This window comes from Parahaemophilus parainfluenzae, from assembly GCF_001055095.1.
GTDB classification, from domain to species: Bacteria; Pseudomonadota; Gammaproteobacteria; order Enterobacterales; family Pasteurellaceae; genus Haemophilus_D; species Haemophilus_D parainfluenzae_Z.
This window is the reverse complement of sequence record NZ_JVHG01000001.1, coordinates 24,688-41,309: the sequence shown is the minus strand read 5'-3', so window position 1 is coordinate 41,309 and position 16,622 is coordinate 24,688. Positions and strand designations below refer to the sequence as shown.

General features: G+C 40.0%; 17 protein-coding genes. 15 read left to right on the top strand and 2 right to left on the bottom strand.

What is annotated here, in order from left to right:
* The first annotated feature begins 1 nt into the window (after position 1).
* The 4 genes from ADA56_RS00230 to murQ all read left to right on the top strand — a co-directional run bounded on the left by ADA56_RS00230 (position 2) and on the right by murQ (position 4,246).
* On the top strand, positions 2 to 1,414 hold the full coding sequence (locus tag ADA56_RS00230; protein WP_005634829.1) for a LutB/LldF family L-lactate oxidation iron-sulfur protein: 1,413 nt from the start codon (positions 2 to 4) through the stop codon (positions 1,412 to 1,414).
* A gap of 5 nt (positions 1,415 to 1,419) precedes the next feature.
* The gene (locus ADA56_RS00225; RefSeq protein ID WP_049368675.1) at positions 1,420 to 2,118 is read left to right on the top strand and encodes a LutC/YkgG family protein; all 699 of its coding nucleotides are present in this window, start codon (positions 1,420 to 1,422) and stop codon (positions 2,116 to 2,118) included.
* Positions 2,119 to 2,215: 97 nt separating this feature from the next.
* On the top strand, positions 2,216 to 3,334 hold the full coding sequence (locus ADA56_RS00220; RefSeq protein WP_005696929.1) for an anhydro-N-acetylmuramic acid kinase: 1,119 nt from the start codon (positions 2,216 to 2,218) through the stop codon (positions 3,332 to 3,334).
* A gap of 3 nt (positions 3,335 to 3,337) precedes the next feature.
* A complete protein-coding gene (murQ, locus tag ADA56_RS00215; protein ID WP_049368674.1) occupies positions 3,338 to 4,246 on the top strand; it encodes an N-acetylmuramic acid 6-phosphate etherase in 909 nt (302 codons plus the stop codon).
* A gap of 61 nt (positions 4,247 to 4,307) precedes the next feature.
* On the opposite strand, the gene ADA56_RS00210 is transcribed toward murQ, so the two are convergent.
* Together ADA56_RS00210 and ADA56_RS00205 are read right to left on the bottom strand one after the other, a co-directional pair.
* A complete protein-coding gene (locus tag ADA56_RS00210; RefSeq protein ID WP_049368673.1) occupies positions 4,308 to 5,966 on the bottom strand; it encodes a phospho-sugar mutase in 1,659 nt (552 codons plus the stop codon).
* A gap of 188 nt (positions 5,967 to 6,154) precedes the next feature.
* Complete coding sequence (locus ADA56_RS00205; protein WP_080972310.1) at positions 6,155 to 6,724, bottom strand: DUF5358 domain-containing protein; 570 nt, start codon at positions 6,722 to 6,724, stop codon at positions 6,155 to 6,157.
* Positions 6,725 to 6,876: 152 nt separating this feature from the next.
* Between ADA56_RS00205 and menB the strand changes: the two genes are divergently transcribed.
* The 11 genes from menB to panF all read left to right on the top strand — a co-directional run bounded on the left by menB (position 6,877) and on the right by panF (position 16,614).
* Positions 6,877 to 7,734, top strand: coding sequence for a 1,4-dihydroxy-2-naphthoyl-CoA synthase (gene menB / locus ADA56_RS00200; RefSeq protein ID WP_005698319.1), 858 nt, complete (start codon positions 6,877 to 6,879; stop codon positions 7,732 to 7,734).
* A 92-nt stretch (positions 7,735 to 7,826) separates the two neighbouring features.
* A complete protein-coding gene (locus ADA56_RS00195; protein WP_049368672.1) occupies positions 7,827 to 8,597 on the top strand; it encodes a glycosyltransferase family 25 protein in 771 nt (256 codons plus the stop codon).
* Between the two features lie 61 nt (positions 8,598 to 8,658).
* Complete coding sequence (menC, locus tag ADA56_RS00190; protein ID WP_049368671.1) at positions 8,659 to 9,648, top strand: o-succinylbenzoate synthase; 990 nt, start codon at positions 8,659 to 8,661, stop codon at positions 9,646 to 9,648.
* 60 nt (positions 9,649 to 9,708) lie between these two features.
* Positions 9,709 to 10,161, top strand: a complete 453-nt coding sequence (aroQ, locus tag ADA56_RS00185) for a type II 3-dehydroquinate dehydratase (RefSeq protein WP_049368670.1) — start codon at positions 9,709 to 9,711, stop codon at positions 10,159 to 10,161.
* A 161-nt stretch (positions 10,162 to 10,322) separates the two neighbouring features.
* Positions 10,323 to 10,787, top strand: a complete 465-nt coding sequence (gene accB / locus ADA56_RS00180; RefSeq protein WP_049368669.1) for an acetyl-CoA carboxylase biotin carboxyl carrier protein — start codon at positions 10,323 to 10,325, stop codon at positions 10,785 to 10,787.
* 60 nt (positions 10,788 to 10,847) lie between these two features.
* On the top strand, positions 10,848 to 12,194 hold the full coding sequence (gene accC / locus ADA56_RS00175) for an acetyl-CoA carboxylase biotin carboxylase subunit (protein ID WP_049368242.1): 1,347 nt from the start codon (positions 10,848 to 10,850) through the stop codon (positions 12,192 to 12,194).
* Positions 12,195 to 12,329: 135 nt separating this feature from the next.
* Positions 12,330 to 12,683: a hypothetical protein gene (locus ADA56_RS00170; RefSeq protein ID WP_049368668.1), complete on the top strand. Its 354-nt coding sequence runs from the start codon at positions 12,330 to 12,332 to the stop codon at positions 12,681 to 12,683.
* A gap of 38 nt (positions 12,684 to 12,721) precedes the next feature.
* Positions 12,722 to 13,411, top strand: a complete 690-nt coding sequence (locus ADA56_RS00165) for a transferrin-binding protein-like solute binding protein (RefSeq protein WP_160309136.1) — start codon at positions 12,722 to 12,724, stop codon at positions 13,409 to 13,411.
* 63 nt (positions 13,412 to 13,474) lie between these two features.
* Positions 13,475 to 14,923 (top strand): surface lipoprotein assembly modifier, encoded by a 1,449-nt coding sequence (locus ADA56_RS00160; RefSeq protein WP_080972308.1) that lies wholly within the window; start codon positions 13,475 to 13,477, stop codon positions 14,921 to 14,923.
* Between the two features lie 12 nt (positions 14,924 to 14,935).
* Positions 14,936 to 15,190 carry a YhdT family protein gene (locus ADA56_RS00155; RefSeq protein WP_049368666.1) on the top strand — a complete coding sequence of 85 codons (255 nt, stop codon included), beginning with the start codon at positions 14,936 to 14,938 and terminating at the stop codon, positions 15,188 to 15,190.
* On the top strand, positions 15,190 to 16,614 hold the full coding sequence (panF, locus tag ADA56_RS00150) for a sodium/pantothenate symporter (RefSeq protein WP_049368665.1): 1,425 nt from the start codon (positions 15,190 to 15,192) through the stop codon (positions 16,612 to 16,614). Before ADA56_RS00155 ends, panF begins: the two co-directional genes overlap by 1 nt.
* The last annotated feature ends 8 nt before the right edge of the window (positions 16,615 to 16,622 follow it).

Here is a 16,622-nt window from a genome sequence, read left to right as displayed (position 1 = left end):
GATGTCATTGAAAACCAGTAATCTTCCTTTTAAAGCGCGTGTCGATCATGAAGTGCATAACACCATCATGCGTAAAGCGGTGGTGAAAGCTCAAGAAACTATTGGGGCTAACCGTCAAAAAATGGTGGACGAATTAGGTCATTGGGAAGAATGGCGTGATTTATCTAAACAGATTCGTAACCATGTTTTAGCTAATTTAGATGCTTATTTGTATCAATTAAGCGAAAAAGTGATGGAAAATGGCGGTAAAGTGTATTTTGCTGAAACGGCCGAAGAAGCGAGTGCTTATATTCGCAAAGTAGCATTAGAGAAAAATGCGAAGAAAATCGTAAAATCCAAATCCATGGTGACAGAAGAAATCGGTTTAAACGAAGTGCTTGAAAAAGAGGGCATGCAAGTGATCGAAACCGATTTGGGTGAATATCTATTACAAATTTCAGGTGATAAACCATCCCATATCGTTGTGCCTGCAATTCACAAAGATCGTCACCAAATCCGCAAAGATTTATCTGAAAAACTCGGCTATGAAGGTGAGGAAACGCCTGAAGATATGACGCGTTTCGTACGTGAAAAAATTCGTCAAGATTTTTTAGAGGCTGATATCGGTATCAGTGGTTGTAACTTTGCTGTAGCGGAAACCGGCTCAGTTTGTTTAGTGACAAACGAAGGTAACTTACGTTTAGCGACGACCTTACCAAAAACACATATTGCCGTGATGGGAATGGAGCGTTTAGCGCCAACTTTCCAAGAGGTGGATGTGTTAATTACGATGCTTGCTCGTAGTGCGGTAGGGGCGAAATTAACTGGTTATAACACTTGGTTAACCGGTCCTCGTCTTGCTGGTGAAACCGACGGTCCTGAAGAATTCCATTTGGTTATTGTGGATAATGGCCGTTCAGATATTTTAGCGTCTGAATTCCAAGAAGTTTTACGTTGTATCCGTTGCGGTGCTTGTTTGAATACTTGTCCGGCATATCGTCAAATCGGTGGTCATGGATATGGTTCTATTTACCCGGGGCCAATTGGTGCAGTGATTTCTCCATTATTGGGTGGCTACGATGAGTTTAAAGAATTGCCGTATGCTTGTTCTTTATGTAATGCGTGTAACTCTGTCTGCCCAGTGCGTATTCCATTAGCGCAGTTAATCTTAAAACACCGTGAGAAAATGGTAGAGTTAGGTAAAACTCCCGCGATGGAACGTTTATCTATTTTTGGTTTCACCACAGCCAATGCCAACCCAACACTATGGAAAACAGGTGTGAATATCGGTGCAAAATTAGCGGGTAAGCTGATCAAAAATGGGAAAGCACCAATTACATTTGGTGCATTGGGTGAATGGACAAAAGCACGAGATTTACCACAAGCAGATGGCGAAAGTTTCCGTCAATGGTTTAATAATAGAGAGAGAGGGTAATAAGCATGGATTTACAAAATCGCGAAAATTTTCTTAATAAATTAGCGGCGAAAATGGGTAAAGCCCGTGCTATCATACCTGAACCGATGGATGTACCAGTCAATACATACCCAACTGAGCGTTTAACTCATTTAAGTGCGGTTGATTTAGCGAATGAATTTACCAATTCTGCTAAAACCATGATGGTGGATGTAAATGTGTGTAGAGAGTCTGATGCAGTACAAACCTTACTTGCTCTCTGTGAAAAATATGGCGGCGGTGATGTTGTGCTTAATTCCGATGAAAGATTGACCGCACTTGGTATTCCAGCGGCGCTTGAAGCGAAATATACTTGCCATACATGGTCACCAGAAACGGCACAAGATAATATTAGTTTTTCTGAAAAAGCTAATCTTGGTGTGGTTTATGCAGAATATGGTTTGGCGGAAACTGGCGGAATCGTCTTATTCTCTAGTGCAGATCGTGGACGTTCAGTGAGTTTATTACCTGAAAAATCGATTGTTGTTGTACGTAAAAGCCAAGTACTTCCACGTGTTGCACAAGTGGCGAAAGTATTACACGATAAAGCACAACAAGGCGAGCGTATGCCATCTTGTATCAATATTATCTCAGGTCCAAGTTCAACGGCAGATATTGAATTGATTAAAGTGATTGGCGTACATGGCCCAGTAGCAAAAATCTATTTAGTCATTGACGACTTATAAGAATCATCCATGATGAAAAGAGAGAACTACAATGTTCTCTCTTTTTTTATTTTTTTAAAATCCGCTATAATTCTGAAAAACTCACGAATTGAATATTATGACTTATTATCTTGGCATTATGTCGGGCACCAGTCTTGATGGTGTCGATATTGCTCTTACTGACATCCATTCGAATCAAACCAAATTAATTGCGGCCGATTTCACGCCGATGCCAGCAAATTTACGTGAAAAAGTGACCGCACTTATTCAATCTGGCGAAACCACTTTACAGGCTCTAGGGGAGCTTGATCATCAATTTGGTTTTCTTTATGCCGATTGCGTAAATGCCTTTTTACGTAAACATGAGTTAAAACCTGAGCAGGTCGAAGCCATTGGCTGCCATGGTCAAACAGTGTGGCATTCCCCAAAAAGTCAATTCCCGTTTACCATGCAAATCGGTGATATGAATTTATTAGCCGCTAAAACAGGTATTACGGTTGTTGGTGATTTGCGCCGTAAAGATATGGCGTTTGGTGGACAAGGGGCGCCTTTAGTACCCGCTTTTCATCAAGCGGTATTTTTTGATCCTAACTGGGCAACGGTGGTGCTTAATATTGGCGGTATTAGCAATATATCGTTATTGATACCCGAACAGCCTGTCATTGGCTTTGATACGGGAACCGGTAATGCCTTGCTCGACCAATGGATCGAAAAACATCAAGGCAAAGCTTACGACAAAAATGGTGAATGGGCGGCTTCAGGTCAAGTGAATCCAGATTTGTTAGCGGTATTATTAGATGAAGATTTCTTTCAGCTTCCACCACCGAAAAGCACGGGGCGTGAATTATTTAATTTGGCTTGGCTAGAGAATAAAATTCAAAAAATAACAGGCAAAACGACCGCACTTTTACCACAAGATGTGCAAGCCACCTTGGCTGAATTTACCGTGCAAAGTATTGTATTAGCCCTTAATAATATTCAGACGACATTACCATGCAGATTACTTGTTTGTGGCGGAGGTGCTAAAAATCAGGTGATCATGAATGGTTTAAAACAGGCATTACTAAATTGGCGTATTCAACTGACGACGGAATTAGAACTTGATATCGATTATGTGGAAGCGGCAGCTTTTGCTTGGTTGGCCTATCGTCGTATGCATAATTTGCCCGCTAATTTACCGAGTGTGACGGGTGCCACAAGTGCGGTCAGTTTAGGGGCGATTTTTCCAAAGGAATAAACCATGGCAGAAAATTTATTACAAACCCTTTCAACTTTAATTACTGAACAACGGAATCCCAATTCCATGCATGTGGATAGCTTGTCTGCATTGGAAATTGTGCAGTTAATGAATAAGGAAGATAAACAAGTGCCTTTGGCAATTGAAAAATGCTTACCTCAAATTGCCCAAGCGGTCGAATGTATTGTTGCTGCATTTCAACAAGGTGGTCGATTAGTCTATATTGGCGCTGGAACCAGTGGTCGATTAGGCGTACTTGATGCTTCTGAATGCCCGCCAACATTTGGTGTGTCACCTGAAATGGTGAAAGGTATTATTGCAGGCGGCGAGCGCGCATTACGTCATCCAATTGAAGGTGCCGAAGACAGCAAAACGCACGCCGTGGTTGACTTACAAACCATTCAATTTTCCTCAAAAGATGTCTTGGTTGGTATTGCTGCGAGTGGCCGAACACCTTATGTGATCGGTGCATTGGAATATGCGAAAAGTTTAGGTTCAGTGACCGTTTCGATTGCAAGTAATCCGAATTCAGCGATGGCGAATATTGTGGATATTGCTATTGATACGGTAGTGGGGCCAGAAGTGCTGACTGGTTCGAGTCGCTTAAAATCAGGCACCGCCCAAAAATTAGTACTGAATATGCTTACTACGGCTTCCATGATCTTAATGGGTAAATGCTATCAAAACTTAATGGTGGATGTGCAGGCGAGTAATGAAAAGCTGAAAGCACGTGCCATTCACATCGTCATGCAAGCCACGGATTGCGATAAGGCTCTCGCAGAAGAGACATTAAAGCAGGCTGATCAAAATGCGAAATTAGCGATTATGATGATTCTGAGTGGATTAGATCGTGCTCAAGCGGAAGCTTTATTAGAAAAACATCAGGGCAAGTTACAACTTGCATTGAAATAAGTAAAAATAAAAACGCTAGGCATCAAACCTAGCGTTTTTTATCATTTAATAGTTTGCTCAATTAGCAATCTTGTTTGCCGTAAGCATCTTGACGAAGGATTTGACGAACGCCTTCATCAAATTGTGCTAAAACGTGATCCGCATCTTTTGGATCTTTACCGCGAGCATCAAGATAGAACTTGATTTTCGGTTCAGTACCAGATGGACGAACGATTAAGCGGCTACCGTTTTCTAATACGAATACAAGGATGTCGCTTTGACGATCTGTTTTAGTGTGGTCGATGAATTGCGCCACTTTAACGCCACCTACTTCAGCTGGAGGTGTGTTACGAAGTGCGGCCATTAATTTACCAATTTCAGATAAATCGCTTACACGAATAGAAATTTGACCACTTACATAAGCACCGAATTCTTGCGTGAAGTCATTGGCGTAATCCGCTAAGGTTTTACCTTGTGCTTTTAAGTGACGCACTAAATCTAAGAACACGATTGCCGCAGAAATACCGTCTTTATCGCGTACTTTATCTGGGTCAACTAAGTAGCCAAGCGCTTCTTCGAAACCGAATAATAAGCCTTGAACTTTACCAATGTATTTGAAACCGGTTAAGGTTTCTTCTGATTGGAAGCCGTATTTTTTCGCAATTTCAGCAAGCGCTGGAGAAGATACTAAAGAACACGCTAATACGCCTTTCTCACCTTTTGCATGATATTGTTTTGCCAAATACCAACCTAAGAAACAGCCTACTACGTTGCCGTGTAAAGGTTTCCAGTTACCTTGTGCATCTGGAACAGCCACCGCTAAACGGTCTGCATCTGGGTCATTAGCAATAATGAATTCCGCATTGTGTTCTTTTGCTACTTTAATGGCTAAGTCTAATGCACCTTTTTCTTCCGGGTTAGGGAAGTTTACTGTTGGGAATGTGCCGTCTGGCCATACTTGTTCCGCCACAATATGAGGTTGTGGAAGACCCGCCTTGGTTAAGGTTTTGCTTAACACTTCATAGCCTACACCGTGCATTGCGGTATAAACGTAGTTAATGTCTGCTTTAGGTTCTTTAGCAAGAGAAGCGGTTTTTTCAATATAAGCGTTAACCACTTCATCATCTAACACCACATAATCTTGGCTGCGTGGTAAATCTTTTACATTACCTGCTGCCACTTTGTCGATTAATGCCGCGATATCTTTATCTGCAGGAGAAACGATTTGGCCACCGCCGTTCGCTTTACCTAAATAAACTTTATAACCATTATCTTCTGGTGGGTTGTGACTTGCAGTCACCATGACACCTGCGGTGGTATCAAAATATTGGATTGCGTAAGCTAATACTGGCGTTGGTAATTTACGTGGAAGTAAATAAGCTTTCACGCCTGCACCAGCCATGATTTCAGCGGTATCACGTGCGAAAACATCAGAGTTTTTACGACCATCGTAACCAATCACGATGGAAGGTTGTTTGTCGTAATCTTTTAAATAATCTGCTAAACCGCCCGCAGCTTGTGCCACTAAAACACGGTTTATACCCATAGGGCCTGCTTGTAATGGTCCACGAAGCCCAGCCGTACCAAATTGTAAACGCCCACTAAAGCGAGCTTGTAATTCAGATTTTGCTTTTTCATCACCATTTTTCGCCGCCGTTAAAAGTGCGGTTAATTCTGCATGAGTTTCTGCATCAGGGTCTTGGTTTAACCAGTTTTGAGCAATATCAAAAAGCGTTGTCATGATGTTTTCTCCTTGTAAAAACTAATTCTTGTTAGACTAGCTGAAAATGACTTTAATTTAAATGACTATTTTGCTTTTTTACTGAAAATTTAAGCTTTTTTTGATCGCAACCGTTTTCTCAGATATAAAAACGGCGTAAAAATATTTACGCCGTGAGAGTGATATAAATTTATATAAAATAATAAAAATTAGAGAAGAAGGGCAGAACCCCATTTAATAATATCAAAGAAGAATTTGTTTTGATTGGTTGCAATACCATCACCCGTTTTCTTCAATGTGCCGTCATCATTTTTCGTTTCATCTACCATGCCATTTACATACTGGCCTTTCACCACATCTAAGTCTTCTTTTGCCTGAGTACGTAAGATTTGGCAAGCTTTTGGTTCTAATGCATCGACATCACCAATTTCTGCGCGGAATTTCTTAAATTGATAGGTTGCATAATTCATCGATTTTTCATCTTTTTGAATCATTTTTACATAATCTTCACCGATGATTTTTTCTAACGGATAGAAAAAGACATATTGGGAATGAATATAGCTATCTTCTTTGGCAAAATGTTGTTGCTGAATACGAGTTAAATTTGGATAGATACATTGCTCAGCTTGTTTACTTGCTGTAGCCCATGCTTTCGCATTCTCATCTGAAAGGAGATAATCAGCTTGTGCGAATTCAGCAGGAATAGTTGATTGTGATGAACCAAATAAACTACAAGCATTCAATAACATGATGCTGCTTAAAAAAATAATTTTTTTCACTTAAATTTCCTTATAACATCTAGAATGGCAAAATTTTAACAACAACAATCTGATTGTAAAGTGATTCTCTAATTGAGAAGTGATTTTCTTTCCCGAACTAAAAAACTTCCGCTATAATGACCGCACTTTTTACACTTATAAAGGAAAGAACAATGCAAAATCCAAAAGATGATGTTTTATATGCACCAGTTGAGTGGGTTGATCATAGCGAAGGTTATACTGATATCCGTTTCCACAAATCGACTGATGGTATTGCAAAAATCACGATTAACCGTCCGGAAGTGCGTAATGCATTTCGTCCGCAAACAGTCAAAGAAATGATCCATGCTTTTTCTAACGCGCGTTTCGATGAAAAAATTGGCGTGATTGTGTTAACCGGTGAAGGCGAAAAAGCATTCTGTTCTGGTGGTGACCAAAAAATTCGTGGTGACTACGGCGGTTACAAAGATGAAAGCGGTGTGCATCACTTAAATGTATTGGATTTCCAACGTGATATTCGTACTTGTCCAAAACCAGTGGTGGCAATGGTCGCAGGTTATGCGATTGGTGGTGGTCACGTACTTCATATGTTATGTGATTTAACGATTGCGGCAGACAATGCGATTTTCGGTCAAACTGGTCCTAAAGTCGGTTCATTTGATGGTGGCTGGGGCGCAAGCTATATGGCACGTTTAGTGGGGCAGAAAAAAGCCCGCGAAATTTGGTTCTTATGCCGTCAATATAATGCACAAGAAGCATTAGATATGGGCTTAGTGAATACTGTTGTACCTTATGCAGATTTAGAAAAAGAAACTGTGCGTTGGTGCCGTGAAATGTTACGTAACAGCCCAATTGCATTACGTTGCTTAAAAGCCGCATTAAATGCAGACTGTGATGGTCAATCAGGTTTACAAGAGCTCGCGGGTAACGCAACCATGTTGTTCTATATGACTGAAGAAGGTCAAGAAGGTCGTAACGCGTTCAACGAAAAACGCGCGCCAGACTTCAGCAAATTTAGACGCAATCCTTAATTTGAACATAAAAGTGCGGTTAGAAATCTGTGTGTTTTTAACCGCCTTGTCGTGATATATCTCAATCCTTATTCATATTTTAGAATTATTTTATGTCCTGTGTGAAACAACATAATTATGTGATTAGCTTAACCAGAGAAACAAAACGTCGCAAACACATTGAACAAGAATTTGGTCGGCAAAATATCCTTTTTTCATTTTTTGATGCAGTGACGCCAGATCGTATTGAGGATGTTGCAAAGAAATTTAATATTATTTTAGATCGCTCTTCAGAAGCTAAATTATGGGATGGGGAAATTGGTTGTGCGTTAAGTCATATCTCACTATGGAATTTAGCATTAGAAAAGAACTTAGATTATATCAATATTTTTGAAGATGATATTTACTTAGGCGAGAATGCAAAAGAGCTGTTAGAAGTCGATTATTTGCCTGATGATATTGATGTATTGAAGCTTGAAGCTAATGGAAGAATGGTATTTCGCGCGCCTAGACCAGCAAAGTATGATAGAAAGATTTATCCCATAACATTTAAGCAATCAGGAACGGCGGGTTATACCGTGACAGCGAAAGGCGCTAAATATCTTCTCGAACAGGTGAAAAATAAACCCCTTGAAGTGGCCATTGATTCTCTTATCTTTGAGCATTTTTTGAATTTAAAGGATTATAAAGTGGTTCAGCTTTCACCAGGGATTTGTGTGCAAGATTTTGTTGTGAATCCGGATAAGCCTTTTGAAAGTAGTTTGCAAAAAGGTCGAGAGTCGGTTTGTGAAAATCAAACGAAATTTTCAGTCTTTGAAAGAATCATAAACGAATTTATGAGAGTAAAACGTAAATTATTTATGAAACAAGTGCCTTTTAAATAGAATACGTGCGGTTAAAAATCTGTGTATTTTTAACCGCACTTTTGTCATCAAGGAGAATAAGATGGAAACCAAATCATTTAATCTTTATCGTTATTCTATTCCCGTCGACAGCCAATTAATTTTACGTGGACGTTTTTTAAAACGCCGTGAGGGGCTAATTGTGCGTGTTTCTTGTAGCCGTGATGGATGGGGAGAGATTGCACCTTTACCTGGGTTTAGTGAAGAAACCATCGAACAAGCGCAAGAGCAAGCCATTGAATGGTTGACAAATTGGTGTCAGGCAAGCTGCGAAGCGCCAAGAGTTCCACTTGACGGTTGTTATCCTTCAGTTGCCTTCGGTATTAGCACGGCGATGGATGAGATGAAACGTTATTTAAATGAGGAAGGCAACTATCATACTGCACCGTTGTGCTATGGCGATCCTGATGAGTTATATGCAGAACTTAATCAAATGTCAGGTGACAAAGTCGCTAAAATCAAAGTCGGTATGTATGAAGTGAATCGTGATGGTTTGATTACGGATATGTTTCTTGAAGCCATTCCTGATTTGCAATTACGTCTAGATGCGAATCGTCAATGGACCTTGGAAAAGGCGTTAAAATTTGCGGAGAAAGTAAAACCGCAACATAGATCTCGTATTCAATTTTTGGAAGAACCTTGTAAAACCCGTGAAGAAAGCCGCCAGTTTGCAGAGCAAACAGGCATAAATATTGCTTGGGATGAAAGTGTGCGTGAGCCAGATTTTCTTGTAGAAAAAGAACCGCACTTAAGCGCCATTGTGATTAAACCAACATTGATTGGCTCGTTGCAAGATTGTCAAAAGCTGATTGCTCAAGCGCATAGTTTAGGCATAAAAGCAGTGATCAGCTCGAGCCTTGAAAGTAGTCTTGGATTAACACAACTCGCTCGTATCGCTGCGCAATATACGCCTAACGTGATGCCAGGATTAGATACATTGAATTTGATGCAACATCAGGTATTACGAGCATGGCCGGGCTCAGATTTACCGTTAATTGATCTAAATTCAGAATTTATTACCAAAATTATCTAGAGATACGACCACCATTACACAAAAAATCGCTATAATTCGCACAAGTTAAAGGATGTGAAAATGTCAAAAAAATTCAATATTTTGCTGTTAAATGGCCCGAACTTGAATATGTTGGGCGCAAGGGAACCAAAACATTATGGTTCACTTTCATTATCTGCCATTGAAGAAAATGTGGGTAAACTTGCTGAGCAGCATGGTGTGAATTTGGAGTGTTTCCAAGCAAATAGCGAAGAAAAGTTAATTAATAAGATTCATCAAAGTTTTCAGAAAGTGGATTTTATTTTAATTAACCCGGCAGCTTATACGCATACCAGTGTTGCATTGCGCGATGCGTTGCTTGCGGTGTCAATTCCTTTTGTCGAAATTCATTTGTCTAATGTACATAAACGCGAGCCATTCCGTCATCATTCTTACTTTAGTGATGTGGCTGAAGGTGTGATTTGTGGCTTAGGTGTAAAAGGCTATGAGTTTGCGCTTCAATTTGCGTTAGATTTTTTAAATAAAAAAGCATAAAATTTCACAAAATTTACAGATTTTCGCAGAAATTTATCGCAAAGTTCATGATTTTGCGGTAATCTTGCCGATACAAAAAAACAGGTTTCAAAATGACCGCACTTTGGAAATCAATTCTGAAAGTGCGGTTAACAATTCATTATTATTTTTAGGAAGAACGTATGGACATTCGTAAAATCAAAAAACTGATTGAATTAGTAGAAGAATCGGGTATCACTGAATTAGAAGTGCAAGAAGAAGAAGGTACAGTACGTATTAGTCGTGCGGCACCAGCTGTTGCACCTGCTGCAATTCAATATGCAGCGGCGCCAGTCGCACCGGTTGCGGCTCCGGCAGCAGCCTCAGCACCTGCAGCGGCTGCACCTGCGGAAGCGCCTGCAGCTGAAGTGTCTGGTCACCAAGTACGTTCACCAATGGTGGGTACATTCTATCGCAGCCCAAGCCCAGAAGCGAAAGCTTTCGTGGAAGTGGGACAAACAGTCAAAGTAGGTGATGCACTTTGTATCGTTGAAGCAATGAAAATGATGAACCGTATCGAAGCTGATAAAGCTGGTGTGGTTAAAGCAATCTTAGTAAATGATGGCGAAGCGGTTGAATTTGATCAACCATTGATCGTTATCGAATAATCCCTATCAATCTGAAATGGCGAGCTTTCTCGCCATTTTTTCACCCAAGTGGATATTGTTATGTTAGAAAAAGTTGTGATTGCTAACCGTGGTGAAATTGCACTGCGTATTTTGCGTGCCTGTAAAGAATTAGGCATTAAAACTGTGGCGGTTCACTCTACCGCTGACCGTGATTTAAAACACGTATTACTTGCTGATGAAACAGTTTGTATCGGACCTGCTCCATCTGTAAAAAGTTATTTAAATATTCCTGCTATTATTGCTGCAGCAGAAGTAACCGGTGCGGATGCGATTCACCCTGGTTATGGTTTCCTCTCTGAAAACGCGGATTTTGCAGAGCAAGTTGAGCGTTCTGGTTTTATCTTTATTGGCCCAACAGCGGACGTTATTCGTTTAATGGGGGATAAAGTTTCTGCGATTAAAGCAATGAAAAAAGCGGGCGTGCCTTGCGTACCAGGTTCAGATGGTCCAGTAGGCAGCGATATCGCGAAAAATAAAGAAATTGCAAAACGTATTGGCTATCCAATTATTATCAAGGCGTCTGGCGGTGGCGGCGGTCGTGGTATGCGCGTGGTACGTAGCGAAGATGCACTTGAAGAATCCATTGCGATGACAAAAGCAGAAGCAAAAGCAGCGTTTAACAATGATATGGTTTACATGGAAAAATATTTAGAAAATCCACGCCATATTGAAATCCAAGTTTTAGCTGATACACACGGTAACGCAATCTATCTTGCAGAGCGTGATTGTTCTATGCAGCGCCGTCACCAAAAAGTTGTAGAAGAAGCACCAGCACCAGGCATTACCGAAGAAGTCCGTCGTGATATTGGTTCTCGTTGTGCGAAGGCTTGTGTTGAAATTGGCTATCGCGGTGCAGGTACATTTGAATTCTTATATGAAAATGGTGAGTTCTATTTCATCGAAATGAATACTCGTATTCAAGTAGAACACCCAGTAACAGAAATGATTACTGGTGTGGATTTGGTGAAAGAACAATTGCGTATTGCAGCTGGTTTACCACTTTCTTATAAACAAGAAGATATTAAAGTGAAAGGTCATGCAATTGAATGTCGTATCAATGCAGAAGATCCAAAAACATTCTTACCATCTCCAGGTAAAGTGGTACACTTGCACTCACCAGGTGGTTTAGGCGTTCGTTGGGATTCTCATGTGTATGGTGGTTATACCGTTCCTCCGCATTATGATTCTATGATCGCAAAATTAATCACATACGGTGATACTCGTGATGTAGCAATCCGTCGTATGCAAAATGCATTATCAGAGACGATCATTGATGGTATCAAAACCAATATCCCACTTCATGAACTCATTCTTGAAGATGAAAACTTCCAAAAAGGTGGCGCAAATATCCACTATTTAGAGAAGAAATTAGGGATGTATGATTAAAATGAAATGGCTAACTTACGTTAGCCGTTTTTTATTAAGTAAAGTCAATCTTATATTAATGACTTATAGATTTTATTTGAGAAAGTACTTTAAACCCTTTTATAATACACACTTACTTTTACCTAAGGAAAAACAATGAAATTTAATCTCTCTAAATTAAGCTTAACAATTCTTGCAACTGTAACGTTAGCTGCCTGTGGAAGTGGCGGTGGTAGCAATACTCAACCAGTTAACCAAGCAAAACCAACAGAGCAAGTAAGACCAGCTGAGCCAGTAAAACCAGCTGAGCCAGTAAAACTAGCTGAGCCAGTAAAACCAGCTGAGCCAGTAAGACCAGCTGAGCCAGTAAAACCAGCTGAGCCAGTAAAACCAGCTGAGTCAGTAAAACCAGCTGAGTCAGTAAAGCCAGCTGAGTCAGTAAAACCAGCTGAGTCAGTAAAACCAGCTGAACCAGTAAAAACACCTGAGCCAGTAAAACAGCTGAGCTAATAAAACCAGCTGAACAACCAAAAAATGAAGAACAAATTGTGCTTAGTCGAGTAGGATTTGAAGTTAACAAAGAGAATAGAGTAGTTAATACAATTGAAAGACAAATACATGATGACAATAACGTGAATCTCGTTAATGTTGAAGGTCATGAAATTGAAATTATTCCATCAGGGTATTACGAACGTCCAGTCATTGGAACTAATGAGAAAGAAGTACTACAGGCAGATTATCCTGAATTGCGTTCTATCAGTGGCAAAAACTATAAAAATATTCGCTGGGGAAAATTTACGGAGCCTACTTTAGGTTCTGATTATTATGTCGCATTTGGTGTAGATCCAACAACAGAAATGCCACAATCAGGTACTGCAAGTTATATTGGAAATGGTATGCATGTAGAGAAGCGGGCTGATGGCTTAGATTCTAATTTATCATTCGTAAAACTAACGGCTAATTTTGCAGATAAAACATTAAATGGAACAATTTCTTTAGCAAAAACTGGCTTTAAAGATGAGCTTGTATCAAATAAGATTGCTGGAGGCGCTCTTCCTCCTCATCTACATTTTGATGATGTTTCCTTATCTGCCAAAATTCAAGGCAATCAATTTAGTGGAACGAATAACCAAGGTGTTCAGGTTGAAGGTGGTTTCTACGGAAAAGATGCAGATGAAGTGGCTGGAACTTATCAAGGATATGATAAATTTGGTGTTTTTGGTGCTAGAAAAAATTAGAAAATTTTTGTAAATTTTAAAGCAAGCCTTTGGCTTGCGTTATTTTTCTTTATAGGAATAAAAATGACTTCACAATTGAAACTTGTTTTATTTTTAAGCTCCTCATTGTTGCTTAGTTCATTCTCTTTTGCTGCAGAGAAATCTCCTCAACCTCGGGATGAGCGATTTGATGATCAGCTTCAGCTTGCAAAACCGGATTTATCCACTCAAAAGCCACAAATTTCAGAAAAACGTGACGATAAACATACACTTTCTATTACGAAAGAAGAATTGGCAAAACATCCTGATTTGATCGTACGTGGATTGATTCCTGCAGTGTTGCAAAATAACAGTGAAGCCGTTCAACTATTATTGCCGTTGTATCAAAATTTGCCTAAACAAGATCCATTTTTACTTGAGTGGGCAAATGCGATTAATGCTCGCGAAGAGGGACATTTTTCGGAAGCGGTAACTCGTTATCGTACTCTATTTTCTCAAGATTCGACCATCCTACCGTTACGTTATCAGTTAGCACAAGCACTGTTTTTAAACAATGATAATGAGGCGGCCAAAGATCAATTCCAAAAACTGAGAGCTGAACAAGTTTCGCCCGAGTCTATTGTCATGATCGACCAATATCTTTCGGCACTTAACCGCCGAGATCAGTGGAAGTTTCAAGGTGGTCTGAGTTTCTTAAACGAAAGTAATATTAACAATGCACCAAAAGCAGGTACTCGCATTGGAAATTGGAATGCCTGGGAGCGCGAAAGTGCAACCGGTTTTTCTTATTTTGCAGAAGCAGAGAAAAAATGGTCATTACCCCATAATTATTTCACTAAATTTTCTATTGAGGGGAGTGGGAAATATTACTGGGATAATAAAAAATATAATGAATTTAATGGTAGAGTTGGCGCTGGATTAGGTTATCAAACAGCACGTTTTGAGATTTCATTGATGCCATTTACAGAAAGACGATGGTATGCAGGTGGCTCCTCAGGTAGCGAATCAATGAAGCAGTATTCGAAGAATTCAGGTGCTCGTTTAGATTTAACTTATTGGCTGAATGAAAAGTGGCAAATTTCAACCGCACTCGAGTATGGTGAACAGCGTTACAACACTCGTAAGCATTTGAATGGCAATAATTATCTTTGGTCGAATACGTTATCTTATTTTCCTAAGAGTGGTCAATTTTGGTTCGTAGGCGCTGATTATAATCGTGAAAATACTCGAGATAAGGACAATGCTTATCAACGTAAAAATCTCCGTTTAGGTTGGGGGCAAGAGTGGGGCTGGGGTATTTCAACCCGAATTTCCCTTGCCTATGCACGTAGAACTTACAAAGGTGCTGATTTATTTAATATTCGTCAAAAAAATAATGAATACCAATCGGCTGTAACATTATGGCATCGAGATCTTTACTTCTGGGGAATCACGCCTAAAATCACGTGGTCTTATCAACGAGTTTCAAGTAATCACCCATTTTATAGCTACGACAAAAATCGTATTTTCCTTGAAATGGGTAAAACATTCTAACGGGAGTTTATAATGGATTTATCACAACGATATAAACAAGCCGCCAAGGAGGCGCGCTGGGCATTAGGATTAGCTATTTTTTATGTAATTGGATGGTGTATTTGTGCTTATTTACCCAAAGACTCACCTGGGCCGATAGGTTTTCCGTTATGGTTTGAATTATCCTGTATTTATTTACCCATTTTGTTTGTTGTCATTGGATATTGGATTGTCAAAATTGTCTTTTTAGATATCCCGCTAGATGTTGAGTCAAAGGAGAATAAATAATGAATTTAGGTATTATTCTCCCCTTAGTCATCTATTTAGTCTTCATCTTTGGCGCAGCATTATTTGCTTATGTAAAACGTAGTAAAGGGGATTTCCTTACCGAGTATTATGTGGGAAATCGTTCCATGACGGGCTTTGTTCTTGCGATGACAACGGCTTCCACTTATGCCAGTGCGAGTTCTTTTGTTGGTGGACCAGGGGCTGCCTATAAATATGGGCTAGGTTGGGTATTACTCGCCATGATCCAAGTGCCAGCTGTGTGGTTAGCCTTAGGTGCATTGGGCAAAAAGTTTGCATTACTTTCTCGCGAAACCAATGCACTCACCATCAATGATCTATTTCTCTATCGTTATAAAAATAAATATCTCGTTTGGATTTCCAGTCTAGCATTGTTGCTTGCCTTCTTTGCTGCCATGGTTGTGCAATTTATTGGTGGGGCGAGATTGCTCGAAACCACGATAGGGATTCCTTATACTCATGCGTTACTTATTTTTGCCTTAACTGTTGGCATTTATACATTTATTGGTGGTTTCCGAGCGGTCGTATTAACCGATACGATTCAAGGTACGGTAATGATTTTGGGTACAATCGTGCTGTTAGTCGGGGTTGTTTACCATCTCGGTGGTGTAGAAAGTGCGGTCAATAAATTAACTGAAATTGATCCGAGTTTAATAAGCCCTTACGGTCCGAATGAGATGCTTGATTTTCAATTTATGGCCTCATTTTGGATTTTAGTTTGTTTTGGTGTGGTTGGTTTACCGCATACAGCAGTCCGCTGCATGGCTTTCAAAGATAGTAAAGCCTTACATCGAGGCATGCTTATTGGGACGATTGTCCTTTCAGTCATTATGTTTGGTATGCACTTGGCGGGGGCTTTAGGAAGAGCCGTTGTGCCTGATTTAACGGTATCAGATAAAGTCATTCCAACCTTAATGTTGGAAGTGCTCCCACCTATTGTTGCAGGGATTTTCTTAGCGGCGCCGATGTCTGCGATCATGTCCACAGTTGATGCACAACTCATTCAATCCTCCTCAATTTTTGTGAAAGACTTATATCTTGCAAGCAAACCTGAAGCCGCGAAGAATGAAAAACGAATTAGCCGTATTTCATCAGTCATCACACTGATTTTATCGGCGTTGCTAATTCTCGCGGCACTGAATCCACCAGATATGATTATTTGGTTGAATCTATTTGCTTTCGGGGGATTAGAAGCCGCATTCCTTTGGGTGATTGTATTAGGCATTTATTGGGATAAAGCAAATGCAGCAGGGGCAATAAGTTCAATGGTGGTGGGATTAAGCAGTTATGTGCTTCTGACTCAATTTGGTATCAAACTATTTGGTTTTAATGCGATTGTGCCTGCACTTGTATTTGGTTTGATAGCTTTCATCTTGGGTAACCAATTCGGTACAAAAAAACAGTAAAAACGGAC